Origin of the sequence: Nocardia seriolae NBRC 15557, from assembly GCF_007990715.1 — a bacterium.
Taxonomy (GTDB): Bacteria; Actinomycetota; Actinomycetes; order Mycobacteriales; family Mycobacteriaceae; genus Nocardia; species Nocardia seriolae.
In genome coordinates, this window is the sequence record NZ_BJWY01000124.1 from 1 (window position 1) to 22,852 (window position 22,852).

Annotated in this window: 22 protein-coding genes; 11 read left to right on the forward strand and 11 right to left on the reverse strand. The window is 67.5% G+C overall.

Features of this window, described 5'->3' with window-relative positions; genetic code table 11:
• Positions 1-24: 24 nt before the first annotated feature.
• The 8 genes from NS2_RS28755 (at position 25) to bluB (ending at position 9,541) form a co-directional block, all read left to right on the forward strand.
• Complete coding sequence (locus NS2_RS28755) at positions 25-1,446, forward strand: WS/DGAT/MGAT family O-acyltransferase (RefSeq protein ID WP_033090505.1); 1,422 nt, start codon at positions 25-27, stop codon at positions 1,444-1,446.
• Positions 1,430-2,011 carry a DUF6912 family protein gene (locus NS2_RS28760; protein WP_370737322.1) on the forward strand — a complete coding sequence of 194 codons (582 nt, stop codon included), beginning with the start codon at positions 1,430-1,432 and terminating at the stop codon, positions 2,009-2,011. Before NS2_RS28755 ends, NS2_RS28760 begins: the two co-directional genes overlap by 17 nt.
• 169 nt (positions 2,012-2,180) lie before the next feature.
• Positions 2,181-3,272 (forward strand): sensor histidine kinase, encoded by a 1,092-nt coding sequence (locus NS2_RS28765; protein ID WP_033090504.1) that lies wholly within the window; start codon positions 2,181-2,183, stop codon positions 3,270-3,272.
• Positions 3,273-3,276: 4 nt separating this feature from the next.
• On the forward strand, positions 3,277-4,494 hold the full coding sequence (locus NS2_RS28770; protein ID WP_147207353.1) for an ATP-binding response regulator: 1,218 nt from the start codon (positions 3,277-3,279) through the stop codon (positions 4,492-4,494).
• A gap of 130 nt (positions 4,495-4,624) precedes the next feature.
• Positions 4,625-5,788 carry a ferredoxin reductase gene (locus tag NS2_RS28775; protein WP_033090502.1) on the forward strand — a complete coding sequence of 388 codons (1,164 nt, stop codon included), beginning with the start codon at positions 4,625-4,627 and terminating at the stop codon, positions 5,786-5,788.
• A gap of 200 nt (positions 5,789-5,988) precedes the next feature.
• Complete coding sequence (locus tag NS2_RS28780) at positions 5,989-7,443, forward strand: fatty acid desaturase family protein (protein ID WP_045439301.1); 1,455 nt, start codon at positions 5,989-5,991, stop codon at positions 7,441-7,443.
• 95 nt (positions 7,444-7,538) lie between these two features.
• On the forward strand, positions 7,539-8,792 hold the full coding sequence (locus tag NS2_RS28785; RefSeq protein WP_033090501.1) for a fatty acid desaturase family protein: 1,254 nt from the start codon (positions 7,539-7,541) through the stop codon (positions 8,790-8,792).
• Positions 8,793-8,908: 116 nt separating this feature from the next.
• Positions 8,909-9,541: a 5,6-dimethylbenzimidazole synthase gene (gene bluB, locus NS2_RS28790; protein WP_033090509.1), complete on the forward strand. Its 633-nt coding sequence runs from the start codon at positions 8,909-8,911 to the stop codon at positions 9,539-9,541.
• A 61-nt stretch (positions 9,542-9,602) separates the two neighbouring features.
• On the opposite strand, the gene NS2_RS28795 is transcribed toward bluB, so the two are convergent.
• The 10 genes from NS2_RS28795 to NS2_RS28840 form a co-directional block, all read right to left on the reverse strand.
• On the reverse strand, positions 9,603-9,842 hold the full coding sequence (locus NS2_RS28795) for a hypothetical protein (RefSeq protein ID WP_033090500.1): 240 nt from the start codon (positions 9,840-9,842) through the stop codon (positions 9,603-9,605).
• Positions 9,843-10,096: 254 nt separating this feature from the next.
• Positions 10,097-10,396 (reverse strand): hypothetical protein, encoded by a 300-nt coding sequence (locus NS2_RS28800; protein WP_052086913.1) that lies wholly within the window; start codon positions 10,394-10,396, stop codon positions 10,097-10,099.
• 60 nt (positions 10,397-10,456) lie between these two features.
• Positions 10,457-10,894, reverse strand: a complete 438-nt coding sequence (locus NS2_RS28805; RefSeq protein ID WP_143161443.1) for a hypothetical protein — start codon at positions 10,892-10,894, stop codon at positions 10,457-10,459.
• A 116-nt stretch (positions 10,895-11,010) separates the two neighbouring features.
• Positions 11,011-12,303, reverse strand: coding sequence for an acetyl-CoA C-acyltransferase (locus tag NS2_RS28810; protein WP_033090498.1), 1,293 nt, complete (start codon positions 12,301-12,303; stop codon positions 11,011-11,013).
• A 225-nt stretch (positions 12,304-12,528) separates the two neighbouring features.
• Positions 12,529-13,170, reverse strand: a complete 642-nt coding sequence (gene hpf / locus NS2_RS28815; protein ID WP_147207356.1) for a ribosome hibernation-promoting factor, HPF/YfiA family — start codon at positions 13,168-13,170, stop codon at positions 12,529-12,531.
• Positions 13,171-13,435: 265 nt separating this feature from the next.
• On the reverse strand, positions 13,436-14,080 hold the full coding sequence (locus NS2_RS28820) for a ComF family protein (protein WP_033090497.1): 645 nt from the start codon (positions 14,078-14,080) through the stop codon (positions 13,436-13,438).
• A 16-nt stretch (positions 14,081-14,096) separates the two neighbouring features.
• Entirely contained in the window at positions 14,097-15,893 is a 1,797-nt protein-coding gene (gene lpqB, locus NS2_RS28825) for an MtrAB system accessory lipoprotein LpqB (RefSeq protein ID WP_033090496.1), read from the reverse strand.
• Positions 15,890-17,755, reverse strand: a complete 1,866-nt coding sequence (gene mtrB / locus NS2_RS28830) for an MtrAB system histidine kinase MtrB (RefSeq protein ID WP_261772321.1) — start codon at positions 17,753-17,755, stop codon at positions 15,890-15,892. Before mtrB ends, lpqB begins: the two co-directional genes overlap by 4 nt.
• Positions 17,756-17,799: 44 nt before the next feature.
• Positions 17,800-18,477, reverse strand: a complete 678-nt coding sequence (gene mtrA / locus NS2_RS28835) for an MtrAB system response regulator MtrA (RefSeq protein WP_033090495.1) — start codon at positions 18,475-18,477, stop codon at positions 17,800-17,802.
• 78 nt (positions 18,478-18,555) lie between these two features.
• On the reverse strand, positions 18,556-19,203 hold the full coding sequence (locus NS2_RS28840) for a dTMP kinase (protein ID WP_033090494.1): 648 nt from the start codon (positions 19,201-19,203) through the stop codon (positions 18,556-18,558).
• Between the two features lie 38 nt (positions 19,204-19,241).
• Between NS2_RS28840 and NS2_RS28845 the strand changes: the two genes are divergently transcribed.
• The 3 genes from NS2_RS28845 (at position 19,242) to NS2_RS28855 (ending at position 21,126) form a co-directional block, all read left to right on the forward strand.
• Positions 19,242-20,297: a glycerophosphodiester phosphodiesterase gene (locus NS2_RS28845; RefSeq protein ID WP_052086912.1), complete on the forward strand. Its 1,056-nt coding sequence runs from the start codon at positions 19,242-19,244 to the stop codon at positions 20,295-20,297.
• A 79-nt stretch (positions 20,298-20,376) separates the two neighbouring features.
• Positions 20,377-20,670, forward strand: a complete 294-nt coding sequence (locus NS2_RS28850; RefSeq protein WP_143161444.1) for a hypothetical protein — start codon at positions 20,377-20,379, stop codon at positions 20,668-20,670.
• A 141-nt stretch (positions 20,671-20,811) separates the two neighbouring features.
• The gene (locus tag NS2_RS28855; protein WP_033090491.1) at positions 20,812-21,126 is read left to right on the forward strand and encodes a hypothetical protein; all 315 of its coding nucleotides are present in this window, start codon (positions 20,812-20,814) and stop codon (positions 21,124-21,126) included.
• 99 nt (positions 21,127-21,225) lie between these two features.
• Here the strand turns inward: NS2_RS28855 and ahcY are convergent, their stop codons facing one another.
• Complete coding sequence (gene ahcY, locus NS2_RS28860; RefSeq protein ID WP_033090490.1) at positions 21,226-22,701, reverse strand: adenosylhomocysteinase; 1,476 nt, start codon at positions 22,699-22,701, stop codon at positions 21,226-21,228.
• Positions 22,702-22,852: the final 151 nt, after the last annotated feature.

Genomic DNA, 22,852 nt, shown 5'->3' on the forward strand with positions numbered 1-22,852 from the left:
CGACACTAGGGAGTAGCGGGCAGCGTGATCACCAGACTGACGCCGCAGGACGCGTCGTTCTACCGGCTGGAATCCAGCAGCAACCCCATGCACATCGGCTCCCTGGCCATCGTCCGCAATCCGGGGCCGACCGAGAATTCCGGGCGCGCGCCACTGGATTACGACCGCCTGGTGTCGCTGGTCGAATCGCGGCTGCCGCTGGTGCCGCTCTACCGCCGCAAGGTGCGGGAGATCCCGTTCGCGCTGGGCCGCCCGGTCTGGGTGGACGACGGCCACTTCGACATCACCTATCACATCCGCCGCTCCGCACTGCCCGAGCCGGGCACCGACGAGCAGCTGCTGGACCTGGTGGCGCGCTTGGCTTCCCGCCCGCTCGACCACACCCGGCCGCTATGGGAGATGTACCTGGTCGAGGGCCTGTCCGAGGGCCGCTGCGCGATCTTCACCAAGACCCATTCGGCGCTGGTGGACGGGGACAGCGCGCTCGAGATCGGGCATGTGATCCTGGACACCTCGATCGCCCCGCGCGAGGTCGCCGACGACGCCTGGGTCGCGCACCGCGAGCCCGCCGATCTGGAACTGCTGGTCGGCGCGGCCCTGCATCTGGCCGCGCAGCCGCGCGAGGGTCTGGAGGTGGCGCGCCATCACATGGCCGAGGCGTTCTCCATGATCGACGCCACCGGCAAGGCGGTGCAGAAGCTGGTGTCGATGGTCCGCACCGCGGCCATCGGCGCACCTGACAGCCCCCTGAACATCCGGACCTCGCGCAATCGCCGGTTCGAGGTGGTGCGCACCGATCTCGAGGACTACCGCAAGATCCGCAAGCGGTTCGACTGCTCCATCAACGACGTGATCCTCGCGGTGGTGACGGGCGCACTGCGCAACTGGTTGCTCTCGCGCGGGCAGGTGCTCACCGAGGCCGATCTGCTGCGCGCGGTGGTGCCCATGTCGGTCTACGCCGACGGCCCGCACGGCGAGCTCAAACCCGCCGGCGAGGTCACCTCGATGCTGCTGGATCTGCCGGTGGGCGAGCCAAATCCGGTGATCCGGATGGAGCACATCAAGCACGCCACCGAGGCGCATTCCCGGCATCAGCGCGGGGTGCGCGCCCGGACCCTGGTGCACATGGCCGGATTCGCTCCGGCGAGCCTGCATGCCATGAGCGTGCGGTCGGCGAGTACTTTTGCAGAGCGCACGTTCAATCTGGTGATCACCAACGCGCCGGGTCCGCAGCAGGCCATGTACATCGGCGGCGCGCGGATGCTGGAGATGTACCCGGTGTCGCCATTGCTGCGCTTTCAGGCTCTGAGCATCGGGCTCACGTCCTACGACGGACGGGTGTTCTACGGACTCACCGCCGATCGCGACGCCATGGCGGACATCGCGGTGCTGACCGCTTCGGTGCACGAGTCGATGGAGGAGATGCTCGGTGCCTGCGTCCAGTGAGTCGTCGCGCGTGTCGAAGAAGCTACGGGTCTATGTCCCGGCCACCGTGCCGATGCTGCGGGAACTGGTCGCCGACCGCGAGATTCGCGCCCTCAACGACACCGCCTTCGCGGTGACCCCCGCCCTGCGCGAGGCGTACGCCTCCGGCGACGACGAGGAGCTGGCCGAGGTCGCCATGGCCGAGGCGGCGCGCGCCGCACTGCGGCTGCTCGCCGAGGAACAGGCCGCCGCGGACGTGCGCGGTCCCGGCGACGAATCCGATGCCGCGCCCGGGGGACCGATCTTCCGCCGCGCGGTCATCGCCGCCGATGTGGACGGCGCGACCCTGCGCCCCGACCTCGACGACGCCGTGGTCCGCCTGTCGGCCCCGATCCCCTACGACCGCATCGCCTCCATCCACGTGGATCTGGCCGAGGCCGAGTCCGAGGTGGCCAAGGCCGTCGAGGTGATCGACGCCGCCGACATGGGCGACGCGGACGCCGAGTTCGTACTCGGTGACGCCGAGGACCACCAATTGGCTTGGTATGCCGCGCAGGAACTGCCGTTCCTGCTGGAATTGCTGTAGCACAGGCGAATCCGGCTCTCGCGCCCCGGCGCGCAGGGCCGTCGAAAATTCTCGGTTTCCGTATTCGGCCGGGCGTTAGGATGTCTGGAGGAGCTCGCGGGCGGGGGTCGTGCCTTCGGACCGGCTCGCGGTGCCCGGTTCGGATCCGGCGTCGAGTGGAAACACGAGCATGGAGAGCCAACTGGCGTTACTGGCAGCCTTGATCGAGTCCTCCGATGACGCCATCCTCAGCAAGACGCTGGACGGGCGGATCACCAGCTGGAATCCGGCAGCCACCCGCATGTACGGCTATACGCCCGAGGAGATCATCGGCAAATCGGTGTCGCTGCTCATCGCCGCGGACAACCCCGGGGAGATGCAGTCCATCCTGACCCGCATCCGCGAGGGCAAACGGGTCGATCACTACGAGACGTTGCGAATCCGCAAGGACGGCACCGCGATCGACGTCTCGCTGACCGTGTCGCCGATCAAGGACGCCGACAGCACCGTGATCGGCGCGTCCTCGATCGCGCGCGACATCACCGAGCGCCGCATCATGGAACGCCTCGAACGCGACCGACTCGAGCGCAGCAATGCCGAGCTGGAGACCTTCGCCTACGCGGCCTCCCATGACCTGCAAGAGCCGCTGCGCATGATCATCAACTACACGCAGCTGCTGGCCCGGCACTGTGGTGGCCGCTTGGACGCCGACGCCGACGCCTACCTCGGCTTCACCCTCGATGCCGCCACGCGGATGCGGGCCCTCATCGACGATCTGCTGGATTACTCCCGGGTCACTTCCGCGGACCTGGATCCGGGCCCCACCGACGGTGAGCGGGCACTGGCACACGCGCTGGCCGATCTGACCGTGCTTCGCGCGAACACCGGCGCGGTGGTCACCCACGACCCGCTGCCCACGCTGCCCGCGGATGCCGGACAGCTGGTGCGGTTGCTCGAGAACCTGGTGTCGAATGCCATCAAGTTCTCCGGCGACCACACCCCCGTCGTCCATCTCGGCGCGCAGCGCATCGGCGACCAGTGGCGACTGTTCGTGCGCGACAACGGCATCGGCATCGAAGCGGCACAGTGCGAGCGCGTCTTCGACGCGTTCCAGCGCCTGGATCCGCAGCGGTATCCGGGAACCGGGCTCGGGCTCGCCATCGCCAAACGAATCGTGGAACGCCACCGCGGGCAGATCTGGGTGGAATCCGCTCGCGGGCAGGGTTCGACGTTCTACTTCACCATCCCCGATCGGGCCGGACCCGAGGAGGATTCACCATGAGCATGTGCACGCGGTCGCCGTCGCCATGAACGCCAAGCCGATTCGGGTTCTGCTGATCGAGGACAATCCGGGTGATGCCGGACTGGTCCGGGCGGCGCTGGCGGCGTCCGTCGAGCCGCCGTTCGAGCTGACCGTCGCGGGGACGCTCGCCGGTGGGCTCGACCGCATCGCGGCAGCGCCGACGGACGTGGTGCTGCTGGATCTCGGGCTGCCCGACGCGCGCGGCTTCGAGGGCCTGCACCGGTTGCGCGCGAATGCTCCGGCACTGCCGGTGGTGGCGCTCACCGGGGGCGCACCCGGTCCCTACGCCGACACCGCGGTGACCTACGGGGCGCAGGATTTCCTGTTCAAGAACACGATGCGGCCCGACACACTGGCGCGGACCCTGCGCTACGCCATCGACCGCCAGCACGTCCTGGCCCGGATGCACCAGGCGCGCCGGCGCCTGCAGACCGATCTGGAAGCGGCCGAGGCGGCCTGGCGGGAGGCGCGGCGCGCCGCCGATCGGCTGCACCGACTCGACTCCACCCGTAGCGAATTCGTCGCCCAGCTGTGCCATGATCTGCGCTCGCCGCTGAGCGTGGTGGCCTCGTTCACCGCCGCCCTGCTGGCCCGTGCCGACGATGATGATCGCCGCTGGCGGCTGGCGGTGATGAGCCGCAATCTCGAGGAGATGAACCTGCTCATCGAGGAGATACTCGATGCCGCCGCCATCGAGTCGGGCACGCTGCGCCTGCGGATCCGGCCGACCGATCTCGCCACCATCGTCGGCCGCACCGCGACCGAGGTGGCGGCGGCCGCGGACCGTCACATCGACCTCGACATTCCGGCCGACTGCCCGCGGGCGCGCGCGGATCGGCTGCGGCAGGAGCAGATTCTGGCGAACCTGCTCGGCAATACCTTCAAGTTCTCCGCGGCCGACACCCCGGTGGCGGTGACGGTCACGGTGGAGGCGGAGCTGCTGCGGGTGCGGGTCACCGATCACGGCATCGGCATCCCGGAACCCGAGATCCCCGGACTGTTCGGCAAATACCACCGCATCGTCTCGGAGGATACGAACCGGTCCGCCGGTACCGGGCTCGGTCTGTACATCTGCAAACAACTGGTGGAGGCCCAGGGCGGAACCGTCGGCATCCGCAGCCGGGCCGGGCAGGGCACCACCGTCGACTACACGGTCCCGATCAGCCACGACGACACCCCCGGGCAATCGGGCGCGCGGTGATCCAGCGTCGCCGACGGCACCGTAACCTACGATGCCGTAACCTTGCTGTGACTGCCGCCCATCACATGGGCGACATTGCGCGCGACGAAGCGCCGACCAGCGTGCACGACGACAGAAAGCGTTCCGGGATATGGCATCGAAGAGTGGTGGATTCTCCGTGCGGGGGCTGCGGGATTGGCTGGAGGCCCCCGTGACCGAAGGCGGCAACGCCGGGCGGACTCCCCTCGACACGCTGCGCGGCGCGGCCGCGCGGATCACCACTCCCCTGCTGCCCGACGACTACGCGCACCTGATCAACCCGCTCTGGTCCGCGCGCGAGCTGCGCGGCCGCATCGTGGAGGTCCGCAAGGAGACCGCCGATTCGGCGACCCTGGTGATCAAGCCGGGCTGGGGCTTCGACTTCAAATTCCAGCCGGGCCAGTACATCGGCATCGGCGTGCTGGTGGACGGCCGCTGGCACTGGCGCTCGTATTCGCTGACCTGCCCGCCGAATTGGAGCGGCGACGGGACCCACAAGGGCAAGCGGCTCATCTCCATCGCGGTGAAGGCGATGCCGGAGGGCTTCCTGTCCAGCCACATCGTCTCCGGCGTCCCGGCCGGGACCATCGTGCGGCTGGCCGCCCCGCAGGGCGGGTTCGTGCTGCCCGATCCCACGCCGTCGAAGGTGCTGTTCCTGACGGCGGGCTCGGGCATCACTCCGGTGATGGCCATGCTGCGCACCATGGATCGCCGCAACGCGGTCCCGGATGTCGTGCACGTGCATTCGGCCCGCACCCCCGACGACGTCATGTTCGGTGACGAGCTGCGCGAATTGCACGACCGCCGTCCGGGTTTCACCGCGCACCTGCACCTGACCGGCGACAAGGGCAAGTTCGCGCTGGCCGATCTGGACCAGGTGGTCCCCGACTGGCGCGAGCGCGAGGTCTGGGCCTGCGGCCCGCTGCCCATGCTCGACGAGATCGAGAAGTACTGGGCCACCGCCGGTCTGGAGGCCAAGCTGCACGTGGAGCGCTTCGAGATCGAGCGCAACGCGACCGCCGAGGGCGGCAAGGTCACCTTCGCCAAGGCCGGCCGCAGCGCCGAGGTGGACGGCGCGACCACGCTGCTGCAGGCCGGTGAGGGCGCGGGCGTGCAGATGCCGTTCGGCTGCCGCATGGGCATCTGCCAGACCTGTGTGGTGACCCTCACCGAGGGTCACGCGCGCGATCTGCGCAACGGCAAGGAGCACCGCGCGGGCGACAAGATCCAGACCTGCATCTCGGTCGCCGCGGGCGACTGCACCGTCGAAGTGTGACGCGACACCACTCGAACCTCAACGCCCGGATACCGCTACCCTCGATAGCAATCCCGTCATGGTTCGCGGCCCGTCTCGTTCGGGACTGAGCGGAGCGGAGCGAAGCGGGGGAGCGGAGGGAGGGAAGAACGAGACCTCCAGGGCCGCGAACCCGCCCGTAGCGAAGCGAAGGGCAAATTAGATACGGAAGGACCGGCGCGGTGGCAATCACCGATATCAAGGCGTTCGCCCATCTCTCGGCGGCCGATATCGAATCGCTCGGGCATGAGCTCGATACGATTCGACACGATGTCGAGTCGTCGCTCGGTGAGCGTGACGCCAAGTACATCCGGCGCACCATTGCGGCGCAACGGATTATCGAGGCGGCGGGCCGGGCCACGCTGTTCGCTTCCAAGAAGCGCTGGGCCTGGATCACCGGTACCGCGCTGCTGTCGGTCGCCAAGATCATCGAGAACATGGAGCTCGGGCACAACATCAGCCACGGGCAATGGGACTGGATGAACGATCCGGAGATCCACTCCACCACCTGGGAGTGGGATATGACGGGCACTTCCGCGCAGTGGAAAGCCGCGCACAACTATTCGCACCACATGTACACCAACATCCTCGACATGGATGACGACCTGGGCTTCGGCATCCTGCGCATGACGCGCGACGAGGAATGGAAGCCGATCAATCTGGCGCAGCCGGTCGCGAATCTGTTCCTGGCCGCGCTGTTCGAGTGGGGCATCGCGCTGCACGATCTGGCGGCCACCAAGGAGCAGATGGGCATCCCGCCGTCCGGGCTCTTCCCGCCGCGCCACCTCGTGAACGAACCGAACAAGGCGTTCTGGCGCAAGGCCGGTAAGCAGGTCGCGAAGGATTTCGTGATCTATCCGGCGCTCACCGGTCCGGCCTGGAAGTCGACGCTGAAGGCGAATGCCACCGCGAACCTGATTCGCAATCTGTGGGCGTACGCGGTCATCTTCTGCGGCCATTTCCCCGACGGCGCGGAGAAGTTCACCGAGGAGCAGTTCGAGAACGAGACGCAGGGCGAGTGGTACCTGCGGCAGATGCTGGGCAGCGCGAATTTCGATTCGGGCCCGGTCATGGCGTTCATGAGCGGCAATCTCAGCTACCAGATCGAGCACCACCTGTTCCCGGACATTCCGTCCAACCGGTACCCCGAGGTGTCGGTGAAGGTGCGCGAACTCTGCGACAAGTACGACCTGCCGTACACCACCGGCTCGCTGGGCAAGCAATACCTGTTGGCGTTCCGCACGATTCACAAGCTGGCGCTGCCGGACCAATGGCTCAAGCGGACCTCCGACGACGCGCCGGAGACCTCCTCCGAGCGCAAGTTCGCGGGCATCTCGCTGCCGTCGATGCCGCAGTGGAACGGCAGTGAATGGCTGGCCGAGCACAGCGCGAGCGAGTGGCTGGCCGAGCACCAGCCGCACTGGGGCCTGGACCCGGAGACCGGTGAGCGGCGCGGGCTGCGCTCGGCCATGCAGGAAGCCAAGGTGGCGCTCAAGCAGAAGGCCGCGCACGAGAAGGAAGTGCTGCGCGAGGCCAAGACGGCGCTGCAGGAAAAGGCAAGGGCGGAAAAGGCTTTGCTGACCGACAAAGCGCAGCGGGGCGGTTGGTTTTCGCGTAAGCTCCGCCGCAACCGCTAGCAGAGCCCGATCGCGAACACAATGCGGCGTTCGACACGTTAAAGATTCGTTTCAGGCCAACCTACGGGACCGTAACTTACGGTACTGTAACCAGCATGGCGATCTCGGATGTCAAGGAATACGCGCACCTCACCCCGGAGGACGTCGACGCGATCGGGGCGGAGCTAGACGCCATCCGCCGCGAGGTCGAATCGTCCCTGGGCGCGCAGGACGCCCGTTACATCCGCAATGTGATCCGTCTCCAGCGCGGCCTCGAAATCAGTGGCCGCGCCGTGCTTTTCGCGAGTCTGTTCCCGCCCGCGTGGCTGGCCGGCGTGGCCCTGCTGGGTACCGCCAAGATCATCGAGAACATGGAGATCGGCCACAATGTGATGCACGGGCAGTGGGACTGGATGAACGATCCGGAGATCCACTCCACCAAGTGGGAATGGGACAACGCGGGTCCCTCCGCACACTGGAAGATCACCCACAACTTCCTGCACCACAAGTACACCAATGTGCTGGGCATGGACGACGACATCGGCTACGGCCTGCTGCGCGTCACCCGGGATCAGCGCTGGTCGCCGTTCTACCTGGGGCAGCCGGTGTACAACCTGCTGCTGCAGATGTTCTTCGAATACGGTGTCGCCATCCAGCATCTGGAGCTCGGCAAGGTCGCCAAGAAGAAGTGGGCCGAGGATTCCCCCGAGCGCAAGCAGTTCGAGGAGGACCGCAAGACGGTTCTCGAGAAGATCGGCAAGCAGGCCGCCAAGGACTACCTGATCTTCCCGCTGCTCACCGGCCCGGCGTTCCTGGGCACGCTGACCGCGAACCTGGCCGCCAATGTGGTCCGCAACGTGTGGACCAACGCGGTCATCTTCTGCGGCCACTTCCCCGACGGCGCAGAGAAATTCACCAAGTTCGACTGCGACAACGAGACCCAGGCCGAGTGGTACCTGCGCCAGATGCTGGGCTCGGCCAATATCTCCGGCGGCCCGCTCATGCACTTCATGACCGGCAACCTCTCGCACCAGATCGAGCACCACCTGTACCCGGACATCCCGTCGAATCGCCTGGGCGACATCGCCGTTCGGGTGCGCGCCCTGTGCGAGAAGTACGACCTGCCCTACACCACCGGTTCGCTGCCGGTGCAGTACGCCAAGTCGTGGCGCACCATCATGAAGCTGTCGCTGCCCAACAAGTACCTGCGCCGCTCCACCGATGACGCCCCGGAAACCAAGTCCGAGAAGGTCTTCGGCGGCGAGACCACCATCGATCCGATGACCGGCCGCCGTCGCGGCCTGCGCACCACGCTGGCCGAGGGCCGCCGCAAGCTGGCCCGCCGCCGCGAGCCCGCGCTGGCGAGCTGAGCCGATGACCCGAAAGCCCCCGCCGACAATTCGGTGGGGGCTTTCTTTTGCCATTCGGCCGCCGTGGTTGACTGGTGCCCATGTGTTCCGCAGGTCCCGATGGCCCCACCGAATGTCTGAGCGTCTACGACGCCATCAAATTGCGCCGTGACGTCCGCGCCGAATTCTCCGGCGAGGTGGTGGACGACGCGACCCTGCTGCGAATTCTCGAGGCCGCCCATCGCGCGCCCAGCGTCGGCAATTCCATGCCGTGGGACTTCGTGGTGCTGCGGGATCCGGCCACCCGCACCAAATTCGCGGACCATGTCGCGCAGAAGCGCCAGGAATTCCACGATTCCCTCCCGGCGGATCGGGCCGACACCTTCAACCCGATCAAGATCGAGGGCATTGTCGAGAGCGGCACCGGCATTGTGGTGACCCACAATCAGGCCCGCGGCGGCACCCACGTCCTGGGCCGCGCCACCGTCCCCGAGACCGGCATCTACTCCACCATCCTGGCCGTCCAGAACCTCTGGCTGGCCGCCACCGCCGAGGGCGTGGGCGTCGGCTGGGTCAGCTTCTACGACGAGCCCTTCCTCACCGACCTCCTGGTCCTGCCCACCGGCGTCAAACCGGTCGCCTGGCTCTGCGTCGGCCCCGTCCACGAATTCCAGCAGATCCCCGACCTCGAGCGCTTCGGCTGGCGCACCCGCCGCCCCCTCGAATCCGCCATCCACTGGGAACGATTCACCCCCCGCGCCGACGACTAGCCGCACACGCCACGAAACCCCGGCCCGCACAAGCGGATCGGGGTTTCGTCGGCGGCAGGACTCAGTGCTGCGGAGCGGTGGCGTACCCGACGCCCGCGCCGATGGCGGCGTCCTGGCCCATGCGGTTCAGGGTGTCGACCGGGATTCCGGTGGTGGGGTCACGCTGCACATCGGCCACGGGGGCGGGGGCGGGATCATTGGAAACGGTCGCGGCGGAGGCGGTTCCGGCTCCGGCCAGCACGATGGCGGTGGCGACGGGAACGGCGACGACCGAGGAGAGAACGATCTTGCGAACAGACATCGGGATTACCGGCTTTCACATGCGTAGTTCTTTTCGAAACGCATCCGGTGGAGGGCGGGTATCGCGGTCACACCGGATCCACTACCGGCATTAGGCATAACTGGTCGTCTGCCAAAAATGAGCCCACTCAGTAAACCGCGTGACCCACGCCATGAAAAGCGCACTTTTCAACAACGAATCGGCAGGTAGCGGCAAGGAGGTCAGGCGAAATTGCCCTGTCCGTCACATGTGACCCACAGAGCACCGGATTTGCGCTACTCGGGTTCGACGAGCCGCCGGGTCACTTCCGCGGCCAACTCCGCCCCGGTCGCCTCACGCAGTGCCTCGACCAGCGCGGCGCGCCGCACATCATCACGGGTGAGGAATCCCGCCGCGATCAACCCCTCGACCGGGCTGACGCCGTAGGTGCGGCTGAACGCGATGACCGTCTCGGCCACCGGCGAGTCGCCGCTCAGATGCCGGGAGACCCGCATCTGATTGGTGCCCATCCGCGCGGCGATGGCCCGGTCGCTGTCACCGTGCGACACCGCCTGCTTCCACTCCCGGAATGCCACGAACGTGATTGTCGCACCGGAGGTGTTTCCGGCCGCGATCCTTCCGATGGGCCGGGCGCGTCAGCGCAGGGCGTCACCGGCGCGATGCCCGATCACCGAGACCCCGTCCAGGACAACCACGGGATCACCCGAATCTGCTCGCCCCGTGAGGGTGATGGTCCCGGTGAAGACATCGCCCTGTGCCACGGCCGCACTCGCCGGTCCGGTGAGTTCGACCCGCGAGCCATCGATCGTGTAGAACTCGGTCGGCCCGCCGCTCACGAAGGCCAGCGTCCACACCGCCGCATCCGAATACACCAGCCCGTACACCGAATATCGTTCACCCGCATGCCGATGGGCATCGCGCAGCAGCACATTCAGACTCCCGTCCGAGAGCTGCCCGCCCAGCTCGGAACCGGTCGCGGGAACCGAAACCGGATGGGCCCCGGCCATTCCCGCGCCGAGAACGCCCGTGACCAGGGCGAGGGCCGCGGCGGTGATCAAAGCTCTGCCAACCATGCCCCGCCTCCGCCCTCATCGTTTCCCCAGTAATACCTATTCGAGACCGGGGCATCACAACTTTTTCGCGCCGTCACCTACGCGGCGGCGCGACCGAAGAGGCGCAGGTGAGCCGGCTAGACGCGCTCGAGGACGGCCGAGGCTCCGATGCCGCCCGCGGCGCAGATGCCGAGGAGGGCGGTGGATTTGCCGGTCAGGGCCAGTTCGTTGGCCATGGTGGTGACCATGCGGGCGCCGGTCGCGCCGAAGGGGTGGCCCAGGGAGAGGGAGCCGCCGTGGACGTTGAGGGTGGCGGGGTCGATTTCGCCGACGGCGGTGTCGCGGTCGAGGCGGGTCTTGGCCCACTCGTGGCTGGCCAGGGCGGAGACGACGGACAGGGTCTGGGCGGCGAAGGCCTCGTGGATATCGACGAAATCGATGTCGGACAGCGACATTCCGGCCTTGTCGAGGGCTCGGGGCATGGAGATGGCGGGGCCGATCAGCACCTGGTCGCGGGGGTCGACGCTGACGAAGCTCCAGGACCGGAAGGCGGCCAGGGGCTGGTAACCGAGGGCCCGGGCCTTCTCCTCGCTCATGAGCAGCACCGCCGACGCGCCGTCGGTGAGGGGGCTGGAGTTGCCCGCGGTGACGGTGCCGTGCTCGTCGAAAACCGGTGCGAGCTTGGCGAGTTTGGCCAGGCTGGTGTCGCTGCGGACGAGGCCGTCGCGGGAGACGGAGCGGCCGTCGGGGGTGCGGACCGAGAGCACCTCGCGGTCGAAGCGCCCGGATTCGATGGCGGCGGCGGCGCGGTGGTGGGAGGTGGCGGCGAACATGTCCTGCGCGCCGCGGGTGATGCCGTGGATGCGGGCCATCTTCTCGGCGGATTCGCCCATGACCTCGCCGGTGGTGCGCTCGGCGATCTGCGGCCGCCGCGGCACCAGGTCGAAGAAGGGCGCGAGTTGCGTTGCGGCGGTGAGGTAGTCCTTGGGCTTGGGCTTGCCCAGGGCCAGCGGCGCGGCGGCGTGCACCAGCTTCTGCGGGAGCTTGACCTCGGCATTGCTGGTGGAGTCGCTGCCGCCCGCGACCATGATGTCGTACTCGCCGCGCTCGATGGCGGCCGCCGCCGACACCACGGCCTGCAGCCCGGACGCGCAGGCCCGGGTGACGGTGTAACCCTCACAGCCCGGGTCGAGTTCGAGATCGAGCGCGATCTCACGCGCGATGTTCGGCGAGCCGCTCGGCAGAATCACCCCGCCCCACACGATCGCCTGCACGTCCGGCTTGGGCAGCCCGGTCCGTTCCAGCAGCCCGCGCACCGCGGTGTCGGCGAGGTCGATGGAGTCCATCCGAGTGAATTCACTGAATGCCCGCACGAACGGGGTCCGCGCCCCGGCGACGATGACGGCACGGCGAGCGCCCTTGGTAGCCATGGCACAGTTTTAACTGATACACTCCGTAACAGCAAGAGTGTGCCAGGCGACAGTCAACCGGTGCCGAAGCAACAGGCGACCGGGGCCTTGTCCCTAGACCCCGGTCGAAAGTGGATGACCTGAACGACTCTCGAGCTTCTTGGGGGTCCGGGGGCCTGGCCCCCGGGTAATCCTTGTGGGGGTTCGGGGGCGAAGCCCCCTGAGAGCTTCGAGAGTTGTACCTGACTACGCGAGCCGGATGAGGCCGTAGTCGAAGGCGTGGCGACGGTAGACGACCGACGGTCGGTCGGTCTCCTTGTCCTGGAACATGAAGAAATCGTGGCCGACGAGCTCCATCTGATAGAGGGCGTCATCGACCGTCATGGGGATGGCGGGGTGCTGCTTGACTCGCACCACATGGCCGGGACCGGCGGATTCACCCTCCGCCTCGTCGGCCGAATGCTCGTGGGCGACGCCGCCGTTCGCGGCGAACAGCGAGTCGTCGAGCAGGCCCGCGGTCGCTTCCGACACCGAGATCGGCGTCTGGTCCCCATGATGTACGCGACGGCGATCCTTGAGCCGGCGCAACCGGCTCTCCAGCTTCTCGACCGCGAGCTCGAGGGCCGCGTAGAAGCTGTCCGCGCAGGCTTCGGCCCGGACCACCGGACCCTTGCCGCGGGCGGTGATTTCTATTCGCTGGCAGTTCTTGCGTTGACGACGGTTGCGTTCGTGGGTGAGCTCCACGTCGAAGAGATAAATGGTGGGGTCGAAGCGCTCGAGCCGAGCGAGCTTGTCCGCCACGTGAATTCGGAAATGGTCGGGAACTCCACCCTCGCCGAGGGTCCTGCCCTTGACCACGACATCCGCGTTGGTCGCCCGAGGGGGCATGGATTCGTCTGGGATGAATTCGTCATCCAGCAGCACCGCGGTGTCTGCGTTCTTCGCTGAGAGTCGTGAAGTAGTCGTCACGCGTACCTCCCGGATCTGGCCGCACAAGCCGCTCGTGCGGCGGGATTGAAACGTGTGCCGATCGAAATGATTCGCTCGGCACATATGTCCGAGGCGCCACCTCCAAACTTGCGGTTCGGGTGTCTGATCGCCAACCTAGTGCGCCAGCGACCCGTCCGCCAGTGTTCACGCAAATTTCGAAGAATCAAGCCGTGCAAGTAACCAGCGCGGCACGAACTGTCACACCCGCATCAGCCAGCGCACGCACCGATTCGCGCACCGTGACACCGGTGGTCAACACGTCATCGATCAGCACTACCTCGGCATTTGCCGGAAACAGGGCACCCGTTGGCCGGGTGGTGGCTACCATGATCCGCCCGTGCAGATTGTGCTGGCGATCGCTGTGCCCGAGGCCCACCGAGTCACGCACACCTGGCCGCATGCGCAACATCCGTACCAGTCGGCAATCCGGTAGCCAACCCGCCGCGACGATCGCGGAACGCGCCACAGGATCGCCTCCCCGCCTGCGCGCCGCCACGCGCCGGCTGGGCGCGGGAACCAGAATCAGCGGACGGCCGGTGTCCCGCAAATGATCCAGTCCCCTGGCCAAGGCGAACCCCAACGGCTTTGTCAGGTCCCACCGGTAATGCTCCTTGACGGCCAGCACCGCCGCCCGCGGCGCGCCCCGATAGGCCGCCAGCGCCCAGCACGGCACCCCGGGATCGGCCCGCGGGCGGATCCGGAGGGGCGGCCCGGACAGCGCGCCCGCGCAGTCCGCGCACCACCCCGTCCCGGCCCGCCCGCACCCGCCGCACGAGCGCGGCAGGAGCAGATCCAGCAGCTCCCCCATGCCCCTCAATGTGCGCCTAGCCGGGCAGGACCGGAACCGCGTTGGCTCCCAATCCCGGAACTTCGCGCCAGTAGTCCTCGCGCCCTTCGGGATTGCGGGTCAGCTCCAGCACCGTGCGCGAGTCGGCCACGTACTCCGAATCCGGCGCGGCGCTCACCACGCGCACCGGCGGGGTGAGGTTCTGCGAAGTCTGGGCGCGGAATTCGGAGCCGTCCACCAGCACCCCGGCCACCGGGTCCACATTGCCGTCGCGGCCCACGATGACCTTCTCGTCGGTGAACCAGTCCAGCGAGACCGCGGGCGTGCTCAGCCCGATGGCCAGCGGCAGCGGCGAGGTCAGCGAGAACTTCCCGTTCGGCTGCGGCACCACCACGGCCACGTACACCTTGCCGTTGGCGATGAGCGCCGCCCGCGCCCCGGACGGCGAGATGCGCAGCTCGGTGATGGGCGTGCGCGGGGAGGTCGAATTGGCCGCCGCCGCCACCAGTTCGGTGATGTCGACGTCCTGCACCGAGACATTGCCGGTGGTGCGATCGAGCACCGCCCGGATCACCCGGTCCCCGTCCACCACCGACCAGGCCGAACTGCCGTCGGCGGGCCAGGAGGGCCGGGTGAAGGTGCCGCCGGTGGCGACCGGGAAGCCCTGGCCGTCATAGGTTCCGATGACCAGCGTGCGCTCGGGTTCCGGGTCGGGCCGCCCGGACTTGGCGACCGCGGCCACCAGTTGCCCGTCCGGCGACAGTCCCACCGACTGCAGGGTGTGCGTGGTGCCGAAATAGCCGGGGGCGGGCGTGATCGCGGAGTCGACGACCGCCACCAGCAAGCCGTCGCGCACGGCGTGCAGCCCGACGCGATTGCGGGCGATGACGTCCGGGCTGCGGCCCTCCACGTCCGAGCGCTGCCAGCCGTTGGCGAACTTCTCGTTGAGCGGCTTGCCGTCGGCATTGAGCACGTACGGACCGGCCACGTCGGCGCCGGACAGGGTCAGCACCACCTGCGCGGCCATCAGATCGCGCACCGCCGGATCGGGACTCACCCCCGAGAAGTCCACGGCCACACCGCCGCCGCCGACCCCGACGTTCTCCGGATCGCCATTGGCCTTGGTGATGGGCCCGCGCAGCGCGACGGGCGCGGCCATCGGATTGTGGGTGGCGGGCCCGGGCGCGGCCTGTGTGCCCTCCCCCAGCATGCTCAGCAGCCGATGTGCCAGCTGGTCCTTGCGGACCGAGATCCAGCGTAGGTCGGGGACCATGGCCACCCCGGCCAGGTTGGGGAAGAACAGCGAATACCGGTGGTAGGACTTGGCGAACGCGGCCTGTTCGACGATCACTCCGTTGGGCAGATCCTTGATCCGCCATTCTCCGTCGATCTTCTCCATGTCGCCCTTGGTCTCCAGGGTGCCCTCGGCCGCCCGGTAGGAGCCGTCCATGGCCAGCTCGCCGATCTTGCGGGCCCGGATCACATAGGTCGCGGAGTCGCCGCTGCGGGAGTCGCGCAGCGTGTTCGGCTGCGAGTCCACGATGGTGGTGGCGGCCGCGTCGTCCCAGGCCGTATTGGCCGCGGGCGAGAGGAACTGGCGGGCCGCCTGGTGCCGGCTGGTCGGATCGGCGGTGGCGGCCATGAAGTCCAGCAGCAGCTGCTCGGGTTCCCGTCCGGCGATGGGCGGATTGGGCGCGGTGCTGGTGGGCTGGTGGTCGAGGCTGCCGAGCGCCTGCGGAGCCGAGGAGTCCGGCAGGCTCGCACAGGCGCTCAGCGATAATAGGCAGACGACGGCCAGCAGGACCCGTCGTGGGCCGGTGAGGGGACGCCTCATGACTGCCCGTCCGCGGCCGATTTCGACGGGAATTCCGGTGCGATGGAGTCGAATCCGGCCTCCCCGTCGGGGGAGTTCGCCGGGTCGCCGGTGCCCGCTTCGAGTTCCGGTGCGGCGGTGGCGGATTCCGCGCCGCCGCCCGGCAGCGCCGCGAAGGACGCGATGGTGCCGGAGGATCCGTCGGAGCCCGGGATGGCCGGGTCGGGGCTGGCGACGGCCGGGTCCGGACCGGCGGGGTCCGAGCCCGCGGCGGCCGGGTCCGAGCCCGAGATGTCCAGCGCCAGTTGCTCCGGCGAGACCGCGCCGCGAATCTTGGGCGGCTCCAACGACAGTGGGCTGGGCCCGAGCTTGCGGCCGCGGACCATGGGCAGGGTGAGCCGGAAGCTCGCGCCCACGCCGATCTCGCCCCAGGCTTCGAGCTTGCCCTCGTGCAGGTTGGCGTCCTCGACGCTGATGGACAGGCCCAGCCCGGTGCCGCCGGAGCGGCGCATGCGGGAGGGGTCCGAGCGCCAGAAGCGGTTGAACACCAGCTTCTCCTCGCCGGGCCGCAGGCCCACGCCCTGGTCGCGCACCACGATGCCGACCGCGTTCGCGTCCACGTCACCGCGCATGCGCATGAGCACGGGTTTGCCCTCGCTGTGGTCGATGGCATTGGCGAGCAGATTGCGCAGCACGCGTTCGACGCGGCGCGGATCCACCTCGGCGACCAGCGGTTCCTCGGGCAGGTCCACCACCAGTTCGACGCCGGATTCCTTGGCCAGGTGCCGCACCGTGGAGACCGCGGCCCGCGCGCACATGCGCACGTCCAGCGATTCCACCTGCAACTCGGCCACGCCCGCGTCGTGGCGGCTGATCTCGAGCAGATCGTTGAGCAGGCCCTCGAACCGGTCGAGTTCGTTGACCAGCAGTTCGGCCGAGCGCGCCAGCGCCGGGTCCAGGTCGTCGCTGGATCCGTGGATGAGGTCGGCGGCCATGCGCACGGTGGTCAAGGGCGTGCGTAGCTCGTGGCTGACGTCGGAGGTGAAGCGTCGCTGCAGATTTCCGAACTCCTCGAGTTGGGTGATCTGGTTGGACAGGCTTTCGGCCATCTCGTTGAACGACATGGCCAGCCTGTCCATGTCGTCCTCGCCGCGCACCAGCATGCGCTCCTTGAGCCGCCCGTCGGCGAAGCGACTCGCGATGCGCGCCGCGGATCGGATGGGCAGCACCACCTGCCGGGTCACCAGCGCGGTGATGGCGGCCAGCAGCACCAGCAGCACGATGCCGCCGATGAGCATGGTCCCGCGCATGAGCGAGAGACTGCGTTGCTCATTGGTGAGCGGGAAGATCAGATAGATCTCCAGCGAGTCGATGTCGGCCGAGGGGCTGCCGATGATCAGCGCCGAACCCTTGTACCCATCCGGGCTGGAGACCGTCGCGAACTGGTAGGAGACCTGCCGCTGCTTCACGAATTGGCGTAGCTCGCTGGGGATTTCCTGGATGGAGCCGGAGGTGATCTCCTGCCCGGTGTCCCCCGTCATGGCCAGCGCCGCCTCGTAACTGCCTGCGGCGCCGCCACTCTGGTTCCCGCCGGCGCTGGAGAACAGCGCGCGGCGGGCATCGTCCAGTCGACTCTGCTGAGTCCCCGAATCGTGTACACCGGTCAGTTGGTTCTGCACGGTATTGCGGGCACGGCCCATCTCCTCGACGGCCGCGTTGATCTTCGCGTCCAACAACCGGTCGGTGATCTGACTCGTGAGCACGACGCCCAGAATCGTGATGACGATCAGCGACAGGGTGAGCGTGGACACGACAACACGCAACTGCAGCGAACGCCGCCAAACATGGCCCAGTTGCTCGCCCAGATTGCGGAACCAGGCCACCACTACCGCCAGCCACCGCTGAACGCGGTTTCTGGAGCCAGCGATCACGGCGGTCCGGCCTTGTAGCCCACACCTCGGACGGTCAAGACGATCTCAGGGTTCTCCGGATCCTTCTCCACCTTGGCGCGCAACCGCTGCACGTGCACATTGACCAGGCGGGTATCGGCGGCGTGCCGGTAACCCCAGACCTGTTCCAACAGCACCTCGCGGGTGAACACCTGGCGTGGCTTGCGGGCCAGCGCCACCAGCAGATCGAACTCCAGTGGAGTCAGCGAGATCTGCGCACCGCCGCGAGTCACCTTGTGCGCGGGCACATCGATGACGATGTCGGCGATGGAGAGCAGCTCCTGCGGCTCCTCCTCGGTGCGGCGCAGGCGGGCCCGCACGCGAGCAACGAGTTCCTTCGGTTTGAACGGCTTGACGATGTAATCGTCGGCGCCGCTTTCCAAACCCAGGACGACGTCGACCGTATCGGTCTTCGCCGTCAGCATCACGATGGGCACTCCCGAGTCGGCTCGCAACACCCGGCACACGTCGATGCCGTTCATGCCGGGCAGCATGAGATCCAGCAACACGAGATCCGGGCGCAGCTCCCGGACCGCGGTCAGCGCCTGCGTGCCGTCACCGACGACGTGGGGGTCGAAACCCTCACCGCGCAAGACGATCGTGAGCATCTCCGCGAGAGCCATATCGTCGTCGACGACCAGAATCTTCGGCTTCATAACGTCTAGTTTGTCACCTCTCCGGCTCTGATTCGGCCGCCACGCCAACACTCGTGACCTGTCGGCGCACATCCAACCCTATCCAGCAACAATTTCCGCCAGGCGCGCGACGAGTGTTGCCGGATCGTCACCGCTCCGATGCACCCACCACACTCCGTGCCAGTTGATTTCGGCCAGCTCACGGTAGACATTACCGGTGCGCCGCTGCAGTCCGCCGTCTTTCTCGTATGCGTCCAGCGCACGGGAGCTGTCGGCCTCGCCGCGCAGGCGGGCGCGCTCCTCGGCCACATCGACGGGGACATCCAGCAGAATCTGGACATCCGGGGCAGGCAAACCGAAGCGCTCGAACTCCAATTCCTCGATCCAGGCCACGATTTCACCGTGCGCGTCCTGGTTCAGGCGGGCGGCCGAGTAGGCGGCATTGGAGGCCACGTAGCGGTCGAGTAGCACGATGTCGTTGTCCGCCAGCAGTTTCGAGAGTTCGTCGCGGTTGTAGCCACGGTCGAGGGCGAACAGCAGCGCCATGGCGTTCACAGACTGGGCGGTATCTCCGTGGCCGCCGCGCAGCGCCTCGGCCGCCAGATCGGCGTGCACGGAGACGGTATAGCGCGGGAAGGCGAGAGTCGCGACGCGCAGTCCGCGGTCGGTCAGCCCGGCCACCACGGCATCGGTCAACGTGCGCTTGCCCGCGCCGTCGAGCCCTTCCACCGCCACCAGTACACCCATGCGGGGGAGCCTACCGAACCTCTCGCTATAGTCCGGCCATGACTTCCATCGGCGTCAAGTCAGTGCAGTTCAAGCGTGCTTTTGTAGCGTTCGGAGTGACGGTTGCCGCCATCGGATCGGCGGGTTGCGGCAGCGGTTCCGGCGACCAGAGCTCATCCACCACCAGCCCCGTCGCCGACCCCAACCGGACCTTCGACCTGCAGGCCCACCGCGGCGGCCGGGGCATGACCATCGAGGAGTCGCTGCCCGGCTTCGCCAAGGCCGTCGAACTGGGCGTCTCCACACTGGAACTCGACATCGTGCTGACCGCGGACAAGGTCCCGCTGATCTGGCACGACCCGGCCATCCAGGCCGAGAAGTGCACCGACACCGCCCCGGCCTTCCCCGACGACCAGCAGTACCCCTACGTCGGCAAGCTGGTGCACGATCTGACCTACGACCAGGTCCACACCCTCGACTGCGGCAAGAAGCTGGCGGGTTTCCCCGAGGCGCAGGAACTCCCGGGCAACAGGATCGCCAAACTGCCCGAGCTGTTCGATCTGGTGAAGACCTACCCGGGCGCGTTCGCGGCGCTGCGCTACAACGTGGAGACCAAGGTCGAGGCCGAACACCCCGAACAGTCCGCCGCGCCCGAGGAATTCGTGGGCGTCATCCTCGACGCCGTCGCGGCGGCCGGGGCCACCGACAAGGTGGAGATCCAATCCTTCGACTGGCGCAGCCTGCCGCTGGTGAAGGCGAAGAACCCGGCCATCCCGACGGTGGCGCTCTACGACGATTCCACCTTCAAGCCGAACAGCGCCTGGCTCGGCCCGATTCGCTACGAGGACCACGCCGACGACGCGCTGGGCGCGATCAAGGCACTGGGCGCGGACATTTCGTCGCCGGACTACAAGATGCCGTCGATCACCGCCGAATACGCCCGCAAGGCACACGATCTGGGCATCAAGATCGTCCCCTGGACCGTGAACGACAAGGACGCCATCGGCAAGGTCCTCGATGAGGGTATGGACGGCATCATCACCGACTACCCCAACCGCGCGCGAGAGGTCATGGGCGACAAGGGCTACCCCCTGCCCAAGTCCTTCCACAAATAACCCGGCCAAATTCGAAACGTGAGCCAGTCAGTTCTTGTAGGGTCCGAGCCACAACTCCCCCTGCAAGGAGAGCAACCTGATGAAGTCTCGCTTCACATACCCGTTGGCCGCCGTCGCCATCACCGCCGCCGCTCTTTCCGCGGCGGGCACCGCGTCGGCAGCTCCGCTCACCCTGGAACCCGCACCCGCCGCCCCGGTCGCCAACTCCGGCTCGTCGCTCATCCCGTCGGGCTCGTCCGTCCCCTCGGGCTCCGGCGGCTCGGGCTCGAGCAATATCGGCGGCACCGGTTCCAGCGCCAGCGAACTTATCAACGCGACCCTCTGCACCCTCCAGGGCAAGCAGTGGTTCCCCATCGTGGACATCTGCGTCTGATCTGCGAACACCCTGTGCCGCCGACCGAAAGGGTCGGCGGCACAGCCATTTCCACCCCACCCCGTGCCCCGGAAAATCACGGCAGATTTCTGAAACGTGTTCACTTTAGAGTGTGGGTCACCGCAACACCGAGGAGACCCGATGAAAACGGCCCTGGCACACCGCCTCCCCCTCGTACTCGCCGCGTGCGCGGCTGCCGCCGCCCTCGCCACCGGCACCGCCGCCGCGGACTCCCCCGCGCCGGTGTCGGAGTACGGCTCCTCCGCGGACATGACGTCCCCGCTCTTGGGCTTGTCCATGTCGCCGGGCTCCTCGGCCCTCAACTCCGGGTCATCCGCGCTGACATCGGGATCCGGCCTGTCCAGAATGGCAAGTCAGTTCTTCTGCCAAGCGCAGGGCGGCACCTGGTATCCCGACACCGCCTATTGCAAGCCCCGCGGGTTCCAGCCGAACTAGCGCTCGGATTCGAGCCGGATTCCGGCCACCGCGAACGAGATTCGGCCGATCACCCGTGGGCGACCGGCCGAATCGTCAGCTCCTACAGCAGGATTCCGCTCAGTAGCGGTAGTGCTCCGGCTTGTACGGGCCCTCCACGTCCACGCCGATGTACTCGGCCTGGTCCTTGGTGAGCTTGGTCAGGGTGCCGCCGAGTGCCTCGACGTGGATGCGCGCGACCTTCTCGTCGAGCGCCTTGGGCAGGCGGTAGACCTCGTTGTCGTACTCGTCGGGCTTGGTCCACAGCTCGATCTGCGCGATGACCTGATTGGAGAACGAGTTCGACATGACGAAGGAGGGGTGGCCGGTGGCATTGCCCAGGTTGAGCAGACGGCCCTCGGACAGCACGATGATGGACTTGCCGGACTCCTTGAAGGTCCAGAGGTCCACCTGCGGCTTGATGTTGAGCCGATCCGCGCCGGAGCGCTCCAGGGCGGCCATGTCGATCTCGTTGTCGAAGTGACCGATATTGCCCAGGATGGCCTGGTCCTTCATCGCCTTCATGTGGTCGAGCAGGATGATGTCCTTGTTGCCCGTGGAGGTGATGACGATGTCGGCCTCGCCGATGGCCTGCTCCACGGTGACCACGTCGAAGCCGTCCATCAGCGCCTGCAGCGCGTTGATCGGGTCGATCTCGGTGACCTGCACGCGCGCGCCCTGCCCGGCCATCGCCTCCGCGCAGCCCTTGCCCACGTCGCCGTAACCGCAGATCAGCACCTTCTTGCCGCCGATGAGTACATCGGTGCCGCGGTTGATGCCGTCGATGAGCGAGTGGCGGGTGCCGTACTTGTTGTCGAACTTCGACTTGGTGACCGAGTCGTTGACATTGATGGCCGGGAAGACGAGCTCACCCGCGGCGGCGAACTGGTACAGCCGCAGCACACCGGTGGTGGTCTCCTCGGTGACGCCCTGCACCGACTCGGCGATCTTGCCCCACTTGCCCCGATCGGCTTCGAGGCTGGCGCGCAACAGGTTCAGGAACACCTTGTACTCGGCCGAGTGGGTCTCGTCCTCGGGCGGCACCACACCGGACTTCTCGAACTGCGCGCCGCGCAGCACCAGCATGGTGGCGTCGCCGCCGTCGTCGAGGATCATGTTGGCGGGCTCACCCGGCCAGGTCAGCATCTGCTCGGCGGCCCACCAGTACTCCTCGAGGCTCTCGCCCTTCCAGGCGAAAACCGGGGTGCCCTTGGGCTCGTCGACGGTGCCGTGCGGGCCGACCACCACCGCGGCGGCCGCGTGGTCCTGGGTGGAGAAGATATTGCAGGAGGCCCAGCGCACCTCGGCGCCGAGGGACACCAGGGTCTCGATGAGCACGGCGGTCTGAACGGTCATGTGCAGCGAGCCGGAGATCCGCGCGCCCTTGAGCGGCTGCACGTCGTGGTACTCGCGACGCAGCGCCATCAGGCCCGGCATCTCGTGCTCGGCGAGGCGAATCTCCTTGCGGCCGACCTCGGCCAGGGAAAGGTCCGCCACCTTGAAATCGATCCCGTTGCGGACGTCGGGGGTCATCATGCTGGACACAGCGGTCGTCATCTGCCTCTCCATGGTCGGCTGCTTGGCGCTAAGGCTAGTCGGTCCGACTTGGTTCCCCCGCGCGACTTGGTTCCCGCGCGCTGCGGCCGACGTGCGTACAGCGTACGCACGTCGGCACGGTTTTGTCGACCTCCGCAAACGCGCCTAGTAC